This is a genomic window from Fibrobacter sp. UWT2, assembly GCF_900142545.1.
Lineage (GTDB): Bacteria > Fibrobacterota > Fibrobacteria > Fibrobacterales > Fibrobacteraceae > Fibrobacter.
This window is the reverse complement of record NZ_FRBF01000002.1, coordinates 207,251-226,346: the sequence shown is the minus strand read 5'-3', so window position 1 is coordinate 226,346 and position 19,096 is coordinate 207,251. Positions and strand designations below refer to the sequence as shown.

The 19,096-nt window shown below is 52.5% G+C and carries 17 protein-coding genes and 3 tRNA genes; 9 read left to right on the top strand and 11 right to left on the bottom strand.

Features of this window, described 5'->3' with window-relative positions:
* Positions 1-65 precede the first annotated feature (65 nt).
* The 4 genes from mnmG to BUA40_RS02135 form a co-directional block, all read right to left on the bottom strand.
* Positions 66-1,985, bottom strand: coding sequence for a tRNA uridine-5-carboxymethylaminomethyl(34) synthesis enzyme MnmG (mnmG, locus tag BUA40_RS02150; RefSeq protein ID WP_072797783.1), 1,920 nt, complete (start codon positions 1,983-1,985; stop codon positions 66-68).
* Positions 1,986-1,994: 9 nt separating this feature from the next.
* Positions 1,995-3,281 (bottom strand): FKBP-type peptidyl-prolyl cis-trans isomerase N-terminal domain-containing protein, encoded by a 1,287-nt coding sequence (locus BUA40_RS02145; protein ID WP_072797781.1) that lies wholly within the window; start codon positions 3,279-3,281, stop codon positions 1,995-1,997.
* Between the two features lie 93 nt (positions 3,282-3,374).
* Positions 3,375-5,069 carry a proline--tRNA ligase gene (locus BUA40_RS02140; RefSeq protein WP_072797779.1) on the bottom strand — a complete coding sequence of 565 codons (1,695 nt, stop codon included), beginning with the start codon at positions 5,067-5,069 and terminating at the stop codon, positions 3,375-3,377.
* 86 nt (positions 5,070-5,155) lie between these two features.
* Positions 5,156-6,520 carry an aminopeptidase P family protein gene (locus BUA40_RS02135; RefSeq protein ID WP_083585226.1) on the bottom strand — a complete coding sequence of 455 codons (1,365 nt, stop codon included), beginning with the start codon at positions 6,518-6,520 and terminating at the stop codon, positions 5,156-5,158.
* A gap of 112 nt (positions 6,521-6,632) precedes the next feature.
* Between BUA40_RS02135 and BUA40_RS02130 the strand changes: the two genes are divergently transcribed.
* From BUA40_RS02130 to BUA40_RS02105, 6 genes are all read left to right on the top strand, one after another.
* Positions 6,633-6,923, top strand: a complete 291-nt coding sequence (locus BUA40_RS02130) for a hypothetical protein (RefSeq protein ID WP_072797777.1) — start codon at positions 6,633-6,635, stop codon at positions 6,921-6,923.
* Positions 6,924-6,944: 21 nt separating this feature from the next.
* Positions 6,945-7,892: a PhoH family protein gene (locus BUA40_RS02125; RefSeq protein ID WP_072797775.1), complete on the top strand. Its 948-nt coding sequence runs from the start codon at positions 6,945-6,947 to the stop codon at positions 7,890-7,892.
* A gap of 21 nt (positions 7,893-7,913) precedes the next feature.
* Positions 7,914-10,184 carry an HD family phosphohydrolase gene (locus BUA40_RS02120; RefSeq protein ID WP_178299513.1) on the top strand — a complete coding sequence of 757 codons (2,271 nt, stop codon included), beginning with the start codon at positions 7,914-7,916 and terminating at the stop codon, positions 10,182-10,184.
* A 183-nt stretch (positions 10,185-10,367) separates the two neighbouring features.
* Positions 10,368-10,556: a hypothetical protein gene (locus tag BUA40_RS02115; protein WP_072797772.1), complete on the top strand. Its 189-nt coding sequence runs from the start codon at positions 10,368-10,370 to the stop codon at positions 10,554-10,556.
* Positions 10,557-10,564: 8 nt separating this feature from the next.
* A tRNA-Val gene (locus tag BUA40_RS02110) sits at positions 10,565-10,639 on the top strand.
* Positions 10,640-10,662: 23 nt separating this feature from the next.
* Positions 10,663-10,738: transfer RNA gene (locus BUA40_RS02105), tRNA-Asp, on the top strand.
* 84 nt (positions 10,739-10,822) lie between these two features.
* Here BUA40_RS02105 and BUA40_RS14310 read toward each other — a convergent pair.
* The 5 genes from BUA40_RS14310 to BUA40_RS02080 form a co-directional block, all read right to left on the bottom strand.
* Positions 10,823-12,004 carry an RICIN domain-containing protein gene (locus BUA40_RS14310; protein ID WP_072797771.1) on the bottom strand — a complete coding sequence of 394 codons (1,182 nt, stop codon included), beginning with the start codon at positions 12,002-12,004 and terminating at the stop codon, positions 10,823-10,825.
* Positions 12,005-12,086: 82 nt separating this feature from the next.
* Positions 12,087-13,652 carry a peptide chain release factor 3 gene (locus BUA40_RS02095; RefSeq protein WP_072797770.1) on the bottom strand — a complete coding sequence of 522 codons (1,566 nt, stop codon included), beginning with the start codon at positions 13,650-13,652 and terminating at the stop codon, positions 12,087-12,089.
* 45 nt (positions 13,653-13,697) lie between these two features.
* Positions 13,698-13,770: transfer RNA gene (locus BUA40_RS02090), tRNA-Lys, on the bottom strand.
* Between the two features lie 97 nt (positions 13,771-13,867).
* Positions 13,868-14,329 carry a 23S rRNA (pseudouridine(1915)-N(3))-methyltransferase RlmH gene (locus tag BUA40_RS02085; protein WP_072797769.1) on the bottom strand — a complete coding sequence of 154 codons (462 nt, stop codon included), beginning with the start codon at positions 14,327-14,329 and terminating at the stop codon, positions 13,868-13,870.
* Between the two features lie 84 nt (positions 14,330-14,413).
* On the bottom strand, positions 14,414-15,142 hold the full coding sequence (locus BUA40_RS02080) for a metallophosphoesterase family protein (protein WP_072797762.1): 729 nt from the start codon (positions 15,140-15,142) through the stop codon (positions 14,414-14,416).
* 336 nt (positions 15,143-15,478) lie between these two features.
* On the opposite strand from BUA40_RS02080, the gene BUA40_RS02075 reads away from it, so the two are divergent.
* The 3 genes from BUA40_RS02075 (at position 15,479) to rpiA (ending at position 17,804) form a co-directional block, all read left to right on the top strand.
* A complete protein-coding gene (locus tag BUA40_RS02075; protein ID WP_072797760.1) occupies positions 15,479-16,384 on the top strand; it encodes a PD-(D/E)XK nuclease family transposase in 906 nt (301 codons plus the stop codon).
* A 101-nt stretch (positions 16,385-16,485) separates the two neighbouring features.
* The gene (locus BUA40_RS02070; RefSeq protein ID WP_072797896.1) at positions 16,486-17,115 is read left to right on the top strand and encodes an FKBP-type peptidyl-prolyl cis-trans isomerase; all 630 of its coding nucleotides are present in this window, start codon (positions 16,486-16,488) and stop codon (positions 17,113-17,115) included.
* On the top strand, positions 17,115-17,804 hold the full coding sequence (gene rpiA, locus BUA40_RS02065) for a ribose-5-phosphate isomerase RpiA (RefSeq protein WP_255369163.1): 690 nt from the start codon (positions 17,115-17,117) through the stop codon (positions 17,802-17,804). The genes BUA40_RS02070 and rpiA overlap by 1 nt, the downstream gene beginning before the upstream one ends.
* Before the next feature lie 123 nt (positions 17,805-17,927).
* Here the strand turns inward: rpiA and BUA40_RS02060 are convergent, their stop codons facing one another.
* The gene (locus tag BUA40_RS02060; RefSeq protein ID WP_072797756.1) at positions 17,928-18,569 is read right to left on the bottom strand and encodes a hypothetical protein; all 642 of its coding nucleotides are present in this window, start codon (positions 18,567-18,569) and stop codon (positions 17,928-17,930) included.
* 288 nt (positions 18,570-18,857) lie between these two features.
* On the bottom strand, positions 18,858-19,082 hold the full coding sequence (locus BUA40_RS02055) for a hypothetical protein (protein ID WP_072797754.1): 225 nt from the start codon (positions 19,080-19,082) through the stop codon (positions 18,858-18,860).
* Positions 19,083-19,096 lie beyond the last annotated feature (14 nt).

Genomic DNA, 19,096 nt, shown 5'->3' with positions numbered 1-19,096 from the left:
GCGCAAAAATAGTAAAATTTTCGCCCGTTCCTAGGTTTTGCAACTAAAAATTATGCTTTTTTAAGCTAAAAACGCCTATTTTCGAGCCAATGGGCAAGCACGGTTATGTCGGCCGGGCGGACGCCGGGAATACGGCTAGCCTGGCCAAGCGTAAGGGGCTTGTGGGCGTTTAGGCGCTGGCGGCTTTCGATACTGACGGCGGTCACCTGCATGTAGTCGAAGTCGACGGGCAGGCGCACGGACTCCATCTTCTTCTGGTCGTCGATTTCGCGGGCCTGCCGGTCGAAGAAGCCTGCGTAGATTTCTTCGGCGTACATGAACCACTGGTCGCGACGGGTCAGATTCAGGTCGGGCAGCGCGGTCCGGAACAGTTGCTCCGGATCGATTCCCGGACGGCGCAGCACGTTAATCCAGCGGGTGCGCTCGGTCGAAAGAGCCTGACCTCCGGCTTCGAGAATCGGATTTGCCTGGTCGGGCGTTGCCGATTCTTCGGTCATGCGGGTGCGGGCAGTCGCCATCAATTCCTGACGGCGCTTCCAATCGGAGTAGTCGCTGTCCGAAATCATACCAATCTTATGGGCGCGTTCCTTCAGGCGAGTTTCCGCATTATCGCTACGGAGGAACAGCCTGTATTCGGCGCGGCTCGTGAACATGCGGTAAGGCTCGTCGAGCAAAATATTCACCAAGTCATCGGCCATCACGCCCAGATAGCTATCCGAACGTCCAAGAATCAAAGGTTCTTCGCCCTTGATCTTGAGGGCGGCGTTAATGCCAGCCAAAAGTCCCTGACCGGCAGCTTCTTCGTAACCGCTCGTGCCGCAGACCTGGCCAGCAAAATAGAGCCCAGGAACCTTCTTGCATTCAAATGTCGGGAACAACTGCGTGGCGTCGACAGAATCGTATTCTACGGCGTAGCCAATCTGCAACACGCGTGCGTGGGTCAGCCCCGGAATCGTGTGGATAGCGGCCAACTGAATGTCTGCCGGCAAGCTAGAACTAAATCCGTTGATGTAGACACGACCGATATCCGCCTGTTCCGGTTCAAGGAACAACTGGTGACCGTCGCGGTCGCCAAAGCGGTTAATCTTGTCTTCGATACTCGGGCAGTAGCGCGGACCCTTGCCGTGAATGCGGCCGCTGAACATGGGGCTATCCTTAAAGCCGCTGCGCAGAATGTCGTGCGTCTTAAGGTTGGTGCGGGTAATCCAGCACACGCAATCGTTACGGATAAATTTATTTGCCGGGTCGCCCCAGAAATAATTTGCATCGCGGCCAGGAACGGTTTCTGCCAAATGGCGGTCGCTCATGGGCCACGGAGTATCATCTCCGCGTTGCACGTCACATTCGTTAAAGTCGATGGAATCGGGGTCCAGGCGGCTCGGCGTACCCGTCTTAAGGCGACGGAGCGCAATCCCTTCGCGAGCCAGACATTCCGACAACTTGTCGGCGCTGGGTTCGCCCACTCGCCCACCGATGCTCGTTTCAAGCCCGGTAAACATCTTGGAGGCAAGGAATGTTCCGCTCGTAATCACGAGCGAACGGGTAATATAGCGTTCACCGCTCAAGAGCGTGAGTTCCAGGCGACCGTCAGCCATGCGCGTAAAGGCAGCGAGTTCACCCTGAATCACAGAAAGCCCCGGAAGGTTTGTGATGACTTCGCGGGCCACTTCGCTGTAGTACTTCATGTCGCACTGGGCACGCGGGCCCCACACGGCCGGCCCCTTGCTCATATTGAGCATGCGGAACTGGATGCCCGCCTTGTCGGTCAAAAGTCCCATCAGACCACCGAGCGCATCGATGTCGCGGACAATTTGACCCTTCGCCACCCCGCCTACGGCCGGGTTACAACTCATACGACCGATGGCGTTAATATCCATCGTGAGCATGGCGGTCTTTACACCGAGTTTCCATGCGGCGTGGGTCGCTTCAATTCCAGCGTGCCCACCACCGACAACGACTACGTCAAATTCTGCAACGAGAGACATTAGAAGCGATTACTTCTTTTCTTCAGTCTTCGGAGCTTCGGGGTTCCATTCCACCTTCTTGCCAGCGACAAGATCAGCGAGGTCCTTCTTGAGCTGTTCCTTTTCGCTTTCGAAGGCGGCATACATCTTGTAAGTGCCGTCCGGGTTCACAGCGTAGACCTTCGGAACGTAGCCATCGCTATAGAGTTCGCCGAACTGGCGGGATTCGTCCCAAACAACGTTGATGGTTTCGTCCCACTTGGCGTTGTCCATGAACTTGCGGATGCCGACCTTCTGGTTGCCGCCGCTAGCCACTGCGAGCGTAATCAAGCCCTTCGGAGCAAATTCCTTGGCCATGGCAAGCACTTCGGGTGCTGCGTGAGCGCAGTGACCGCAAGTGGCAGAGAAGTACATGACCAGGAGCGGCTTGCCTGCAAACGGTTCGAGGTTTTCAAGATCCTTTGCAATGGTCTTGTCCACAGAAATCTTGGTAGCCTTTACCTTCGTGTTGAACTTCTGCGGCATACCGTTAGCAAGCGTATCGCCGCGGAGCGGAGCAATTTCTTCCTTCAGCTTGGCTTCTTCTTCCTGCTGCTTCTTGATGGCTTCAGCGCGCAAATCCTGCATCTTCTGCTGGTAGCGCTGGCCAATGGCATTGAGAGAATCCTGCGGGAGCTGGAGCGTGTAAGTAGAATCAGCAACCTTGGCGGCAGATTCCTTGATACCCAAAATAAAGTAGTCCACATCGAATTCGGTCTGGAATTGGTTACCGATATTGATAAATTGGTGTGCAAACTGAAGACCGAGCAGGTAAGAGAACTTGGTGTTGTCTGGAGAATCGGCAGCAATAGTAATAGCGGCACCAGTAGAAGCCGGAGCCTTTGCAATCGGCTGAGCGCGGGCCACGGAATCAATGTAAGCCTTGATCTTTTCGTTATTGCCTTCGGCCATCATAGCGCTATCCGGGCGAGTTTCTTCGTAACGCTTACGAGCGATCGTAGAGTAGCGCTGGCTAATAGCCTGCAGGGAATCCGGAATCATCTGGGGTTTGAAGTTCGTGTCTTTGCTAGACTTCACATCGTCAAGAACACCCTGGATAACGGCGTCTTGGAAAAGTTCTTCACCCATCTGGCGCGGAATAATCGTGAAGTTCTGGCCACCGAACTGGGCACCCAGCATATAGGCAAATTTCTGGTCATCAGTCGTATTGGCATTAATGGAGGCCGGAGCTTTTTCAATAGCCTTTTCACCATTGCAAGCCATAAGACCAAATGCAGCCAATGCTGCAGAACCAAGAGCAATCTTCTTCATGTCCATTTGAATCTCCTTAGAGAAATTTTTTCGAGAGGAAATATAGAAAAATCCCCTGTAGCGGGCTACTACAGGGGGTTGTTTGCTTATAAATTAGGATTATTCAGCGAAGTAAGCCTTGGCCTTGGCGACAACGTCTTCGACCTTGACCATGGAGAATTCCTTTTCGTTGCGGAACTTCCATTCGACTTCGCCGTTGGCAAGTCCCTTCTTGCCGATGGCGATGCGCACCGGAGAACCCCAGAGGTCGGCGTCCTTGAACTTCACGCCCGGGCGTTCGTCGCGGTCGTCCACGAGTACGTCGATGCCGGCTGCTTCGAGTTCCTTCTCGAACTTTTCGGCGAGTTCAACGAGTTCAGCTTCCTTGCCGATGGGGACGATTTCCACTTGGAACGGAGCGATGGACTTGGGCCAAATCGGTCCGAAGTCGTCGTGGCTGTTTTCCACGACGGATGCCATCAGGCGGCCCACGCCGATGCCGTAGCAGCCCATGATGGCGGGAGCGGTGGTCTTTTCGGCGGTGAGGAACTTCGCACCCATGGATTCAGAGAACTTGGTGCCCAGCTTGAAGATGTTGCCCATTTCGATGCCGCGGGTCTCGGTGAGGAGCTCGCCGCAGCAGGGGCACTTGCAGACTTCGGATGCTTCGGCGATGTCGGCCACTTCGAACTTCGGGAAGTCGCGCTTCGGGTTGCAATGCTTGAAGTGGAAGCCTTCTTCGTTGGCACCCGTCACGAGGTCGAAGGAATCGGCAATCGCTTCGTCCACGATGATGCGGGTGTCGTGTGCGTTAATCGGGGAAGCAAAGCCCGGAACCATGCCGCAGGCCTTGATGAGGCTGTCTTCGGCCGGGTAGAGTTCCTTGGCCTTCAAGAGGTTGTGGAGCTTGATTTCGGAAACGTCGAGGTTGCCCGGAACCACCACCGTGATGAGCTTGCCTTCGAAGTCGAAGAACACGCACTTGGCAGTAGATTCGGCAGGCACGTTCAGGAACTTGGTGAGTTCGTCGATGCTTTCGCTGTTCGGCGTGGCGACCTTTTCGAGGGCTGCATTTTCGTCGCCCTTGAACGGCACGCGCTGGAACTTGGCGATTTCGCGGTTGGCTTGGTAGCCGCACTTCTTGCAGAGAATCAAGTAGTCTTCGCCGTTCGGAGTGTCGAGCATGAATTCGTGAGCGACCTTACCGCCCATAATGCCCGTATCGCTCTGCACCACCACCGGTTCAATGCCCACGCGACGGTAGATGCGCAGGTAGGCGTCGTATTCTTCCTGGTAGTGACGGTCGAGGTCTTCCTGGCTGGTGTGGAAACTGTAGGCATCCTTCATCAAGAATTCGCGGACGCGGATCAGACCACCGCGGGCACGGGCTTCGTCACGGTACTTGGTCTTGAACTGGTAGAGCATCACCGGCAGTTGCTTGTAGCTGTTGAGCACGTAGCGCACGAGGTCGGTCATGGCCTCTTCGTGCGTCATGGCAAGCACCATGTTGTGGTTGTTGCGATCCTTGAAGCGGAGCAGTTCTTCGCCGATGGCCTGGTAACGGCCCGATTCGCTCCAGAGTTCAGCGGTCTGCACCACCGGCAGGTCCACTTCGATACCACCGATCTTGTTCATTTCTTCGCGGATGATGTTCACAATCTTCTGGATCACGCGGAAACCCATGGGCATCATGGAGTAGATACCGGTAGAGACGGGCTTGATGTAGCCGCCGCGCATGAGGAAGATGTGGGAGGGCATGGTGGCATCGCTCGGCGTTTCGCGGAGCGTCACGTAAAAGTACTTGGAGAGTTTCATGGTTTTTGCCTTTTAAAATTTTACGGGCTAAATTTAGAAATTAGACGAGAGACGAGAGGCGAGAGACGAGAGAAACCGATAAAAAATCAACCTTTCATCAGCCGTTCCAAATCATCGACCGTTTTTGGGATATCTTCAGAAATGTTCCTGAATCCGTCCTTGGTAATTAGCAGGTCGTCTTCGATACGGATACCGATTTTTTCGCGGTAAGTCTTGCCGGCAATGGTCGCCTTGAATTCGCCGTAGAGCCCCGGCTCGCAAGAAATCAGCATTCCCGGTCTGAGGACAGTATCCAAGGAGCGGGTTCCCGGTTCGCCTTCGTGAATCTGTTCGCCGATAAAATGGCTTACCCCGTGCGGGCGCTTGTCATACAATAATTTGTACGAACCCTTCGCGCCTTTAACCAAGCGGGTTTCCAATTCCTGCATAATGTAGTCCCAAGGAACCATCCCGATTTCCTTGAGAGATACGCCCGGGCGCACATGCTTCTGGTATTCAACCTGAGAATCAAGCACTATCTGATACAGCAATTTCTGTAGCGGGCTGAACTTGCCGGAGACAGGAATGGTGCGGGAAATATCGCTATGCAGGCTTCCGATGCGAATGCCAAAATCCAAGAGCACCAGCTCCCCCGCCTTCAACGGTTCGTCTTTCTTGACGTAGTGCAAGCAGCATGCATTTGCGCCGCCAGCCACAATGGTCGGGAAAGCCAAGTCACCGTCGCTTTCACGCTGCATTTCATAATCCAACTTCAAGCCCAAATCGCGTTCGGTCTTGAAAGTCTTCATTTCGGCGAGCACCTTACGGAAGGCGTTATTCGTTACCGCCTGCGCCGCCTCGGCATCCATAATGCGTTCAGGTTCCAGCGGGAGTCGAAGCGACCAATGCAGAGCAGCTGCACTCTTGAGCTTGATTCCTGTAGGCTTGAGCGCCTTGAGCAGCTGGTGCCTGAACCGGTCGTTGTGGTCTTCCTTGAACTTCTCAAAGTAGTAGGCGTAAGCGTAGCTCCCCTTCGGAAGCTTTTTCGCGCGGGCAACCACCGTATCCATGAGTTCATCTACAGGGCGAACATCTTGGATTCCCGTAATGCGGGCAACTTCGTTATCGCCTTCCAAAAAGCCCAGGCGCTTGCCGTTCCAGAATTCCTTGAACGGGTCCTTGGGCGGCACGAATAGGATTTCTTCATCGGTCATCGGATCGAGCAGCAGGTAGCAACCCGCCTGATTGATTCCTGTCAGGAACATGAAGGCCGGTTCCTGCACCATCTTATTCCAAATTTGCACGTAAGCTTCTTCAGTACCGGGATCCATGGGGATTCCTGCAAAAACGCAGAACGAATCGAGTTCCTTGAGCATGGCCTTGCGGCGTTTTCTGTACAAATTCTTGGAATTGTAGCGGTCAGACGATATAAAAACTTGCGAATAGGGCTTATAAATTGACTTTTCGACCATTTTTTTGCCTCTAAATAGGTAAAATTTCGGTATAAATTTACCTTTTTCGCACCGCTTTTGCTTTAAATTATATACATTTGAGGCATCACAGACTAGAATGGAGCCTGATTAAATGTCTCTTTTTAAAAATTGGAAATTGATCCTTGCAGCATCAACTGTAGCACTGTTCACCGCTTGCGCCGGCTCTTCCGGTGGTTCTTCTAGCGACGAAGATTATGGCGACGATAGCGGAACGCCCTCCGCTCAGAGATCTGCTCCGAAGGAAAAGATTGACGAAAACAAGCTGAAAAAGACCGAAGACGAAGCTGTCGCCATTACCGAAGAAAACCACAAGCTCCGCAAGGAAATCTTCGAAGCCAAAAACAAGCTCGGTATCTCTACAGCTCCTGCTTCCGAGGAATAATTTATAGCTGACACGTTCTCGATGAACGAATTACGCTATTCATTATCGGACGACCTGAAACGAACGATTTCAGGCGAAAACGAAACGGTTTTCCGCTTATTGGAGAGCCGTTTTTGTGTTGAAATACAGACAAGGCTTCCGGGGCTTAGGATTATCGCAAACGAAAATAGCGATACGACGGGTGTATTTGCCGTTCTAGATCAACTGAAAATGGCTGCCCGACACGGCAAGGTGCTTACCGCCACCGAACTGGAACGCATGCTTGACCCCACCGATGTTTCTCTTGATGACCATAGCGGGGCTATTCCCACTACGCCCATTTTCAGAAACCGCATGGGAGTTTCTGTCTTTGCAAAGACCAAAGCCCAGGCCGAACTGGTACGGGCAGTCGAACATAATGACATCATCTTCGCGAAAGGCCCTGCCGGAACCGGCAAGACCTTCTTGGCGGTGACTCTTGCGGTTTCCAGCTTGGAACGCCACGAGGCAGAACGAATCTGCCTTGTCCGCCCGGCCGTCGAAGCCGGAGAATCTCTGGGCTACCTGCCCGGTGACTTGAAAGAAAAAATCGCTCCGTACTTGCGCCCCATCCACGACAGCCTGTCGGAACTTTTGCCTGTGGAAAAGCTCCGCAAATACGAAGAAACCGGGGCCATTGAAGTGGCTCCCCTCGCCTACATGCGCGGACGCACCCTCAAACGGGCCTTTATCATTCTGGACGAAGCCCAGAACACCACGCCGGAACAGATGAAAATGTTCCTTACCCGCCTTGGTCCGCACAGCAAAGCTATTATTACAGGTGACGCCACCCAAGTGGATTTGGGCAAGGGCCAAAAGTCGGGCCTGATGCACGCCATGAAACTTCTGAAGGGAATTCATGGAATTGCGCAAGTGGAATTTACAGCCACCGACGTGCTTCGCCACCCGCTCGTGAAAGATATTTTGAACGCATATGAAAAGGAGAAATAAGCTCCTATGAAAAAGAAACAGATGAGATTTCATTTAATTATCGGCTGGGTCCTGGTTGTCGCCGCGGCAATCTTCCTTTTCCCCGATAAGAATATTGCGCTCCAGTCTGAACGCCCGCATTTGGGCCAGGTGAGTACGCGTACCATTGTCGCTCCCATCAACTTCGAAGTTCCCAAGTCGGAACAGGAAATCGAAGCCGAAAAGACTCGCGCCGCCGAAAAGGTGAACGCCATTTTCGGTTACAACAGCGACGAAACCAATCGCGTTTCCGAAGATCTCAAACTGTTCCTGCACAAACTCGCTCAGTACGGATCCCTGCAGATTCAAATCAACCAGCTGACTGCCAGCGGCGAAAGCGATTCGACGCTGCAGTCCAAGGTGGTACAGGCATCCCGCATCTACGAAGTCTTGAAGCAGCGTATTTCTACATCGGCAATTAAGCCCTTGAGCTTGAATTCCAAGGCCCGTGACTCGCTCATGAACGTATTCAACCGCATGCTTCAGGCAGGTGTTTCGAATACCTTTATCGCCAGTACCGAAACAGCTGCCCAGCTTTACCGCGATAACTATAACCTGCAAGATTTCAAGTACATCGTCTATTCCAAGCCGAACATTACTTTAATCAAGGATAACGAAAAGACTACCATCGAAGCAAGCAACATCCAGCCCCTCCGCCGCCGCATCGACGAAGCTTTCGCTCAGCTCCAGATGAGTTTCCCGAACGAACAGGGCCTCTTGAGTGCCTTCTACGAAACGCTGTTCGTGTTCATGATGCCGAACGTTTTCTACCTCGAAAAAGAAACGATTGCTAGCCGCGAAGAAGCCCGTAACAAGGTGACCCTCATTAAGGGCATGGTGCCGCGCGGCATGGAAATCGTGGCACAAGGTGCGCCCATCACCAAGGAAATCCTCGAAAAGATCGACGCCTTGCAACGCGCCCAGCAGAAAGAAGAAAACTCCAAGACCTTTACCGCTATTTACGGTAACGCACTTATCTTCGTTCTGATTGTCACGTTCTTCTTCTTGTTCCTTTATAATTCCCCGTCTCGCGGAATGTTCAGGACCTCTCGTCAGCTGTGGAGCTTGATTGCGCTGGCCCTGTTGCAGATTTTCACTTTCTGGGGATTCCACCACATGTCCGGAAGCATCAAAAGCCTCGAGATTTCGATTATTCCCGAGAACCTGGACTTCATGTGGCTTTACCCCTTTGCCTTTACTCCCATTACGGCTACGGTGCTTTACGGCCGCCGCATCGGCATTGCCTTCGCCGTATTCTCGTCCATGATTTTTGGCATCTTGAACGGCTACGACTTGGCCGCTATGATTTGCGCCATTGCCGTGACCTTTGTTGCGACGGCTCCTATTGCCCGTATGCGTTACAGAGTCCAGTTCGTGTATGGAATTATCGTGGGTATTCTCGCCATGGCCGCTGCCATTAGCGTCATGTTCCTGCTGCGCAACCGCCTTTCTCTGGAAGCCTTCTACCAGAACCTGATTGCTGCCAGTGCCAACATCGTGCTTTGCTACGCCCTCACTTCTGTGGCTTTGATACACTTGATGGAACGTATCTTCGGTATCACCACGGTGCTTACGCTTATGGAAATGTCGGACTTTAACCGTCCGGCCCTCAAGCGTATTTCCGAATACGCTCCGGGTACATTCCACCACAGTATCCAGGTTTCGAACCTTGCTGAACACGTCGCCGAAAGCATCGGGGCCAACTCCCTGTTGGTGCGCGTGATGGCGCTTTATCATGATATCGGCAAGACGATGCGCCCTGAATACTTCACTGAAAACCAGAAGCAGGGAATCAACCCGCATAACAACATCGACCCGCTGCAGTCCGTGAAGATTATTACCGGACACGTAGAACAGGGTACGGCCCTTGCTAATGAATACAACATTCCGTCGCTGGTGGCTGCCGGTATTCGCGAACATCACGGCTCTTCGATTATTCAGTACTTCTACCATAAGGCTCTTGAAAACGCTAAGGAAACCGGCGAAGAAGTCAAGGTCGAAGATTATAGCTACAAGGGCCCGAAGCCGCAGAGCAAGGAAACTGCCATTCTGATGCTTGCAGACATCATTGAAGCTACAAGCCGCTCCATGACGGATACTAGCCCGGAAGCCTTGGCTGCGATGATTCACAAGACCATTGAAAGCCGCTTTACTGAAGGCCAGTTCAACGAATGTAACCTGTCGATTAGGGAACTTTTCAAGCTCGAACGGGCATTCCTGGATAGTTTGGACGGAACGTACCATACTCGCGTGAAGTACCCCGGACAAAAATAGACCGCTCGCGCCCAATCTACTAAGTACGTCCCCCGAGCGCTCGCTCTCGCAACCACGCCTCGTTAATACGAGGCGTTTATTGCTCACAGAGCAAAAAAAGTGCGTTTTTTAGCCGTAAATCGGTTGACAAGCGCCGTAAACTTTGTATATTTGGCTTCGTAATCTTGAGATGAGGACTTACTGATGGATAAAAAGAATATCATTCTGATTGCTCTCGGTGTGTTGCTCCTCGTGATCGGTTTCATCTGCCTCGCTACTGGCCCTGCAGACAATCCGGTTTCCCTCACGGTTGCACCGCTTATCTTGGTTGCCGCCTACCTGGTTGTGATTCCGGTCGGAATCCTCTGGAAGGGCAAGAATCAGGACAAGTAAACCCTTTCGGGCGATTAGCTCAGTTGGTTCAGAGCGTCTGCCTTACAAGCAGAATGTCAGCGGTTCGAATCCGTTATCGCCCACTACCGAAAATCGGAAACGATTTGGGGTGGTAGCTCAATTTTGGTTAGAGCACCGGCCTGTCACGCCGGAGGTTGCGAGTTCAAGCCTCGTCTATCCCGCGAAAAAAGACCTTTCTCTGAAAGGTCTTTTTCGTTTTTCAAGTCACCCTGAACTTGGTTCGGAATTAGCTTTTAAAATTGATTTCACCTGTTAAATAGAATCGTTCCGCGCCCGCGGCTTAGCGTCTGCTTGCGAACGGCGCGTCCCTTCAGGTCGAAGGTTCTCGTCGGCAACCGGAGCTGCTGCGTGTGTACAATTTGCCTTGCAGCAATAGCCGTCTTGGAAGTATCCTTCTTGCTCGTATCCGCGACAGAGGTATCTGCAGCTGAAGTGTCTGTAGCCGAAGTATCTTCCTCGATAGTTTCCTGAATCTGCCAGATGAACGAATCGTTCTGCTGTTTCGGATTCTGCACGACGGTATTTTCCACCGACTGCAGATAATGCCCGCTCTTGTAATTCTTGAGGTAGAATGCGTTCGGTGTATTGACCGGAGCGCCTTCAAATACATACCGCTGGTGAGCGCCGCCATTGTAACCGTAGGTCGCCGCTCTAATGCCAGCCGCTGTGGATTCGTTCGGGATATCCACGACGCGGTTCCCGAGCTGAATGTAGTATGTAACCGGGTTGTCGCCCACCGAGAAAATCTTCACGAAGGTCGCCGTATCCTTACAATCCATCAATTCCAGAGCGTTACTCGAAGTAATCCCCATGCACTTCTTGGTATCGCCAAGAGACTTGATTCTCCCCTCTTTGAAAAACGCCACCTTGAACAGTTGCTGGTAAATGGTTTCCACGAGAATCACATGGTTGATCAGGTCCTGCTCGGACTTGGCTTCGCTCGCCTGGTTCAAACCGTAGGGCCAGATATGCTGACGGTCGCAATGGAGTTCCGCGTTCGGGCCATCCATCTCACGAAGTTTCGCCTGAACTTTGTCGTTCCTGAAGACTCCATCTACACACGTTGCCGCATATTCCGACGTGGTCCCGATACCCATCGTGTGTCCCATCTCGTGCATGGCTGTCGGTACCACCATGTAGCTGCGGTTTTCACCAAAGCGCAAGTCACCGTTGCTGCTGGCTTCGGCCGTGGGCACGCCCGGTGCGTAATACACGTTGATGTACTTCGAAAGATTCGAATAGGTATTGTAAAGCTTGACTGCAGAATCCATTACCGTCGTGATTCGCTTGTAGGCATCTTGCTCGTCGGCAGTCGGATTCGCAGACTTGTGCAAAGTGTATTCAACAGCCGAAAAGGCATTGCCCGCAAGGCAAGCCGTCAAAAAAGCAGAAACAGTAAGGAGTTTAAGCGACCCCGTAAAATTCATAAAGACTCCAATCCGAACACCATTCTAAATGTATATTCAGACCGGAGCCTATGCAAGTAAAATTTTCAATTTTACCTTAAATCTAGCCCTGCGAGGTAGCGGCGAACGTCAAGTTCTCGTAGTTCTTGATAGCGAGGTTCAGACGGTATTCGTTGGGGAACAGGCAAACGAGGTTGCGTTCCTTGTCCATCATGCAGTCCATCGCGTATTCTTCGGCGAACTTGGCGACATCCTTTTCGGGGCCAGACACCCAGCGGATTCCGTGAGCAGGCACGCGGTCCAGCGACACGTCGGCGCCGTATTCACTCTGCAGACGGAACTTGAGCACGTCGAACTGCAACTCGCCCACCACGCCAATCACAGGAATAGCGGACTTGAGCGGTTCGTACAGCTGGGTTGCACCTTCTTCGCTCAGTTCGGCAAGGCCCTTCGCCATCTGCTTAGACTTAAGCGGGTTCAGGAGCGTTACGCGGGCGAAGTGTTCCGGAGCAAAATCCGGAATGCCGGTAAAGTTGATTTTTTCGCCGTCAGTCAACGTATCGCCAATGCGGAACAGACCCGGGTCGTTAATACCCACGATATCGCCCGCCCAGGCGTGATCGATCACTTCCTTGTCCTTGGCGAGGAATGCTGTCGGAGCAGCCAAGCGGATTTCGCGGCCCGTACGCACATGGAAAACCTTTTCGCCACGAGTAAAGCTACCCGAGCAAATGCGCAGGAATGCTGTACGGTCGCGGTGCTTGGGATCCATATTGGCCTGAATCTTGAACACGAAGGCGCTGAAGGCGTTTTCGTCGGGGCTTACCGGGCGCTTGTCGGTTTCGCGCACCATCGGGGGCGGCGCAAGCTTCGCAAAGGCGTTCAGCAGCTGGCGCACACCGAAGTTGTTCACCGCAGAACCGAAGAACACGGGGCACATTTCGCCCTTCAGGAACTTTTCGTGGTCGAACGGGTCCATGGCACCGGTCACCATCTCGTATTCTTCCTTGAACTGAGCGACCCAGTTTTCGCCGCACATTTCTACGAGGCGCGGATCGTCCGGGCCATCCATCTGGATGATTTCCTGATGGCCTTCTTCTTTATTGAAGGTATGGAATGTGTTTTCGGCAATGGAATACACGCCCTTGAAAAGCTTACCCACGCCAATGGGGAGCGTAAAGGGGGCGACCTTGATTTTCAAGATGCTTTCAATTTCGTCGAGCAGGTCGAGCACGTGGCGGCCATCCAAGTCCATCTTGTTGATGAACGTGATGATGGGCGTATGGCGCATGCGGCACACGTCCATAAGCTTGATGGTCTGCTTTTCCACACCGTTCACGCTATCGATAAGCACGAGGGCGGCATCCACAGCGGTCAGGGCGCGGTAGGTGTCTTCGCAGAAGTCCTGGTGCCCCGGGGTATCGACCAGGTTGAACATGCAACCTTCGAACGGGAAATTCAGCACGGAACTCGAAACCGAAATACCACGCTGCTGTTCGATCTTCATCCAGTCACTCACCGTGTAGCTGCGGTTTGCCTTGGCGCGCACGTGGCCCGCTTCGCGAATCACGTTTCCGTACCAGAGGAACTTTTCGGTGATGGTGGTCTTACCCGCGTCAGGGTGGCTGACAATAGCAAAAGTGCGGCGTTTTTCGATTTCGGAATTCATGGCGCCAAATATAGTAAAAAACCTCTCCGTGAGGAGAGGTTTTCGTGGATGATGCAGGGGTCGAACCTGCGACCCGCTGATTAAGAGTCAGCTGCTCTACCAACTGAGCTAATCATCCATAGTCGCTTAGGACGCGCACAATAATAGAATTAATTAGGGGTCTTGTCAAGGGATTTTTTGATAAAAATCAAAAAAATTTAGTTTAGCGCAGGCGATTATCTATGGTGATAAGGATGATTTTGCATGACCATCTGAACGCGGTAAAGCTGTTCGGCGAAAAGCACGCGGGCATGGTCATGAGTAAACGTCAACGGCGAAAGCGAAAGAAGCAAGTCGGCCGTCTTTTTCAGGTTCTCGTCGATGCCGTAAGCCGATCCGATCAAGAACACGATATTTCCCGGAAAACGATCCCGGAGCGTATCCGACAGCTTGACCGTGTCCATCAACTTGCCCTCTTCGGACAAAATAACGCGTTTGTATTCGGACTTCGGGAATTTCTTGTCGAACAGGGCCGCTTCCTGCGCCAACGCCTGCACGCGGTCGTCTATCTTGGATTCCTTGAGTTCCACGACTTCGAGCGGGAACATTCCCCCACGCAAACGCTTGACATACTTGTCGACCTCGTCGGCAATGAACGGCGAACCAGCCTTACCAAAAACAGCGAGAACCCATTTCATGATTTAGTAGGAAGTTAGAAGTAGGAAGTTGGAAGTTAGAAATAGGAAGTTACTGTCTACCGTCTACTTCCTACTGTCTACTATTTACCTGCCCACACTGAGGCGGTCGATGAGGAAGCTCGGCATGCCGGCCTTTCTCATGCGTTCCTGCGTTTCGAACACATCGTAATCGACGCGAATCAAGCGCACGCACATGGTCTCAGTATCCAGCAGGCACCAGCAGGAGCGCGGATCGCGGTCACGCGGCTGGCCTACGCTGCCCACGTTCACCAACAGGCGTTCCGTGTCCTCGATTCTGTATTCGTATTCGTCCAGAATCTTGGGGATTGCGTTCGGGCGGCTCGCCACAATTACCGGACTGTGCGTATGGCCCACAAAGCAGTAGCGGCCCTTGAAATGCTCAAAGGCATCGAGAGCATCTTCGAGTTCGGTCACGTACACCCAGTCCGCAGGCGAAAGCGGAGAGGCGTGCACAAAGCAAATATCGTTTTCTTCGCAAATGTACGGCAGCGAACGCAAATACGAAATCGAATCTTCCGACAAGTGGTTCTGCGTCCATTCGATGGCTTGCTTGGCATAGGGGTTGAATCCGGCGCTGGACTCATGCTTGATCGCCACGCTGTCGTGGTTACCGATAATGCAAATGTCCATATTTTCGCGAGCCAGACGAACGCTTTCGTCAGGATCAGCACCATAACCCACTAAATCACCAAGACAAACCCTCCGTTCTACCCCGTTGTCCTTCATAGAGGCAAGAACCGCCTCGAAAGCCACCGCGTTAGAATGGATATCAGAACAAATACCGTATAGCATGGCTGTAATATAGTAATAAAAGCACCCATCACCGGAACGTCAGAAAATGATTTGTGACGAAATCCATAAAATTGGTCGAAAACTGCTAGAAGTATAGATTTGCGGATATACTCGTACATCAGTTTCATACATTGCAGATACTTGCAACTGGCCATTAGAAAATCCAACGAAGGTTGTATGTTCGCTTGAGCAAGATTTGGCTTCGCTAGAACTGGATTTAACATCTTTTTACATTGAATTCAGTCTCAATTTTGCCTAAAAAAGCGTGTATATATAAAGATAGGGACAACTCTCTATTCGCTTTTCGGGGGCTGTTCCCCGGTTTAGGAAAAAATAATGGAAAGAAACGATTTTGCTCAATTTCTCGGCAAACTCAGGAACGCAAACGATAACGGGCAGGACATCGACGCATTTGTCAAACAATACGAACACAGGAACGTGTATTTCTACAACGACGGATGCATCAAGAAAATCCTTGCCAATGAAAAGAACCTGATTCTCACGACGGACCTTGTGAATGCGGCTCTGGGCTTGATCGGCTCGGACCGCATCGCTAATCCGAAGCTCGTGAACCCATTCATTCCTGGCGAGCTTGGTTACCACAGTATCGAACCGGACATTTTGCTGACGAATGATCGCGGATCAGATGCACCGCGTGACCGCATTTCGATTGAGGTACAACACGAGGACAGCAATTCCTTGTTCAAGGATCGTCTTGTCCTTTACGTGGCCCGCCTTACAAACAATATGGTGAAACAGGGCGAAGTTCCGCAACTCGAAAACTTGCACGTGGTCAGTTTCCAGTTCTTTGACGCGTTCGCGAAGTCGCCGAATTATCGCCATACGGTGCAGCTAAAAAATCAGGAACAGGAGGTTTACTTTGACCGCCAGACAGTGACGTTGGTTGAAGTGGCGAAGTTTCTCAAGAACGCGAAGGACTATGTCGGCGACAACTGCCGCTTGGCTCAGTGGCTCCGTGCTATTGACACGTTGAATCGCGAAGCCGATTTCAGTGAATTTGCGAACGATCCCGTGTTCAAGCTCTTGCAAAACGAGGTGAAATTATGTAATTTCAGTTCGAGGTATCTTATGACTGTAGACATGAGCGATTTCGACCGGGCTGTAGCCGAGTATTCGACGAAAATGGATATTGCGAAGAAAATGCTTGAAAATAAAGAGCCTCTTCAAAAGATTGTTTCTTATACGGGACTTCCGGAAGCTAAAATTCGCAACTTGAAGTAAATCTTTAAACAAACGTGGCGGTCGAAAGGCCGCCGATTCCATATATGGCGTGCGGAGCAGGCGGATTCTTCCCCCCCATTTTTAACTATATTTGCGCGCGTATGGAAATGATTCAAGACAAGCTGAAGGTCAGCATTGCCTATTCCTTGAAGGAACGCACCGGAAAGATTCTCGAAGAAGTGCCCACGAGCTACCCGTTCGTGTACATTCACGGGTTCAACAACATTATTCCGGGGCTTGAAGACGCGCTGGAAGGCCGTCACTTGAATGAAAGTTTTTCTGTCGATATTCCGTTCGAACAGGGCTATGGCCCCTACCGCCCCGACTTGGTGATGGAGGTCCCGAAGGACGAACTCCGCGAGGTGGGCGAAATTTGGCTCGGCATGGAGCTCGAGATGTACATGGACGAGGACGTGCGCGAATTCCAGCTGCCGGAAACGGCCGATGAGTTCGTGGACGGGCTGAACCTGGACGACGACGAGGAATCCGACGGAATCTACACGATTAAGGAAATCAAGAAGGACACGGTGGTCGTGGACGGGAACCACCCCTTTGCGGGCAAGGACCTGACTTTTGACGTGACGGTGGTCGCTATCGAGCAACCGAGTTTTACCGAGCTCGAAACCGGCTACCCCGACCGCGAAGAAGATTTTGACCATTTTGACGACGGCTTCGACGGAGCCGACGGCGAAGATTTTGACGACAACAACCACAACAGGAGATGGCGCTAATGGCATCGATGGACGAACTCAAGAAGGCTGCAGGCGTTCGCGCGGCAGATATGATCAAAGACGGCATGACCGTGGGTCTTGGAACGGGTAGCACCGCCGCCCATATGGTGAACCGCCTTGCCGAGCGTATCAAGACGGAAGGCCTGCATGTGGTTGGCGTAAGCACGAGCTGGAGCACCACGCTGCAGTGCCGTAGCCTCGGCATTCCGCTGAAGGAAATGGGCGAAGTTTCTCACCTGGACATGGTGATCGACGGTGCCGACGAAATCGACGACCAGCGCAATTTGATCAAGGGCCGTGGCGCTGCCCACCTGCTCGAAAAGATCGTTGCCTCGATGACGGACAACTACGTGATTATCGCGGACAGCGGCAAGAAGGTGAACAAGCTCGGCGAAAAGTTCGCAGTACCGCTGGAAATCATCCCAGGCGCTATCGCCGTGGTGACCGAACGAGTGAAGAAGCTCGGCGGCGACCTCAAGGTGCGTATGGGTGCTCCCGGCAAGGACGGCCCGGTGATTAGCGACAGCGGCAACCTGATTGCAGACGCCAAGTTCGGCATTATCGAGAATCCGGACAAGCTCGCCCGCGACCTGGAACACATCGTGGGTATCGTGGGCCACGGCCTGTTCGTGGGCATGGCGACCAAGGTGATTCTCGCCGACGCCGACAAGGGCCTCGTGGAATTCTAGTAGGAAGTAGGCAGTAGACAGTGGTTAGTGGTTAGGAATAATCGTCGCGCCGCTGCTTTATATAAATTAAAAATCCCTCGGTAAGAACCGAGGGATTTTTTAGCGTTATAAACGCGTGCTCAATTAGTCTTCGTCGGCGAGTTCCGGAGCCTTCTTGATCACGTTGCGGCGGCCGTAGCGGACCTTGGACGGATCGAAGGTGGTTTCGACGGCTTCGACTGCGGGTTCAGCGGCAGGTGCTGCAGGGGCAGCGACCGGGGCTTCAACGGCAGGAGCGGCCGGAGTTTCAACCGGAATACGCGGAGCGAGCGGGCGGCGAGCTTCAGGAGCTGCGGCCGGAGCGGCTTCGACGGCGGGAGCTGCAGCTGCGGGAGCCTGGGCTTCGGCAGCTACGTTCTGAGCTTCAACGTTCTGTTCGCGACGGCCTTCGCGGCGGTCGCGACGATCGCGGCGGTTGCCACGGTCACGTTGTTCATTACGGTCGCGAGCGGGCTGCTGCTGTTTGTCAGCGGCGCGATTTTCGCGATTTTCCTTAGCAGGACGGTCCTTGCCATTGTTGTTCTGGCGATTTTCCTTGCGTTCACCGCGCTGAGCCATTTCCTGTGCGCTGATCGGGCGACGGGAAGCCGGCTTCAAGTTCATGTCCGGGGTGAGCTTCTTGAAAATCGGGGTACGAAGCATGGTAAGGAGCTTGTTAACCTTCGTGAGGATAACGATGCACAGAATCACTGCAACGAGTGAGAGTGCGAGTGCGATGTATTCCATTCGGGGCACCTCATAAGTAAGGGTTGACCGCAGGTGCAGGCTGGAAATAAACCCGCAGGCGGTGTGGCTGGTTCGTGTTTGTGTGTGCTTAAAGCCATCTTACTAGCGCCTCCTGAGAGGCTTGACGGCGATAAGGTTTCGGGCAAATTGGGCCAGCGAAACTATTTAAGGGGCCTCTGCCGCAGCAGAAGGCCATTGTGAGCCACGGGCGCAAATATAACAAAACTGTTAAATGATTGGGGATTGACGGTTAAGAAATATCCCCAAAACCGCTCTGCCGGTGGCGGTTTAAGGATGCATATCGAGCTTTTCGAGCGATTTTTTGACAGAATCGCCGTAAGCGGTCAAAGAATCGAGGTTTTTCTTTAAAGAATCCACCTTATTCAAAAGAATCGCATTTTCTTGTGCAAGACGGTTCATTTCGGCCAAAGTGGCCTCGTCGGTGCAGCCAGAAAGGGAAAAAACAGCGAAAACAGAAAAGAGGATTGCAGATAAAGTAATTTTGAATTTCATGCGCAGAATATAGA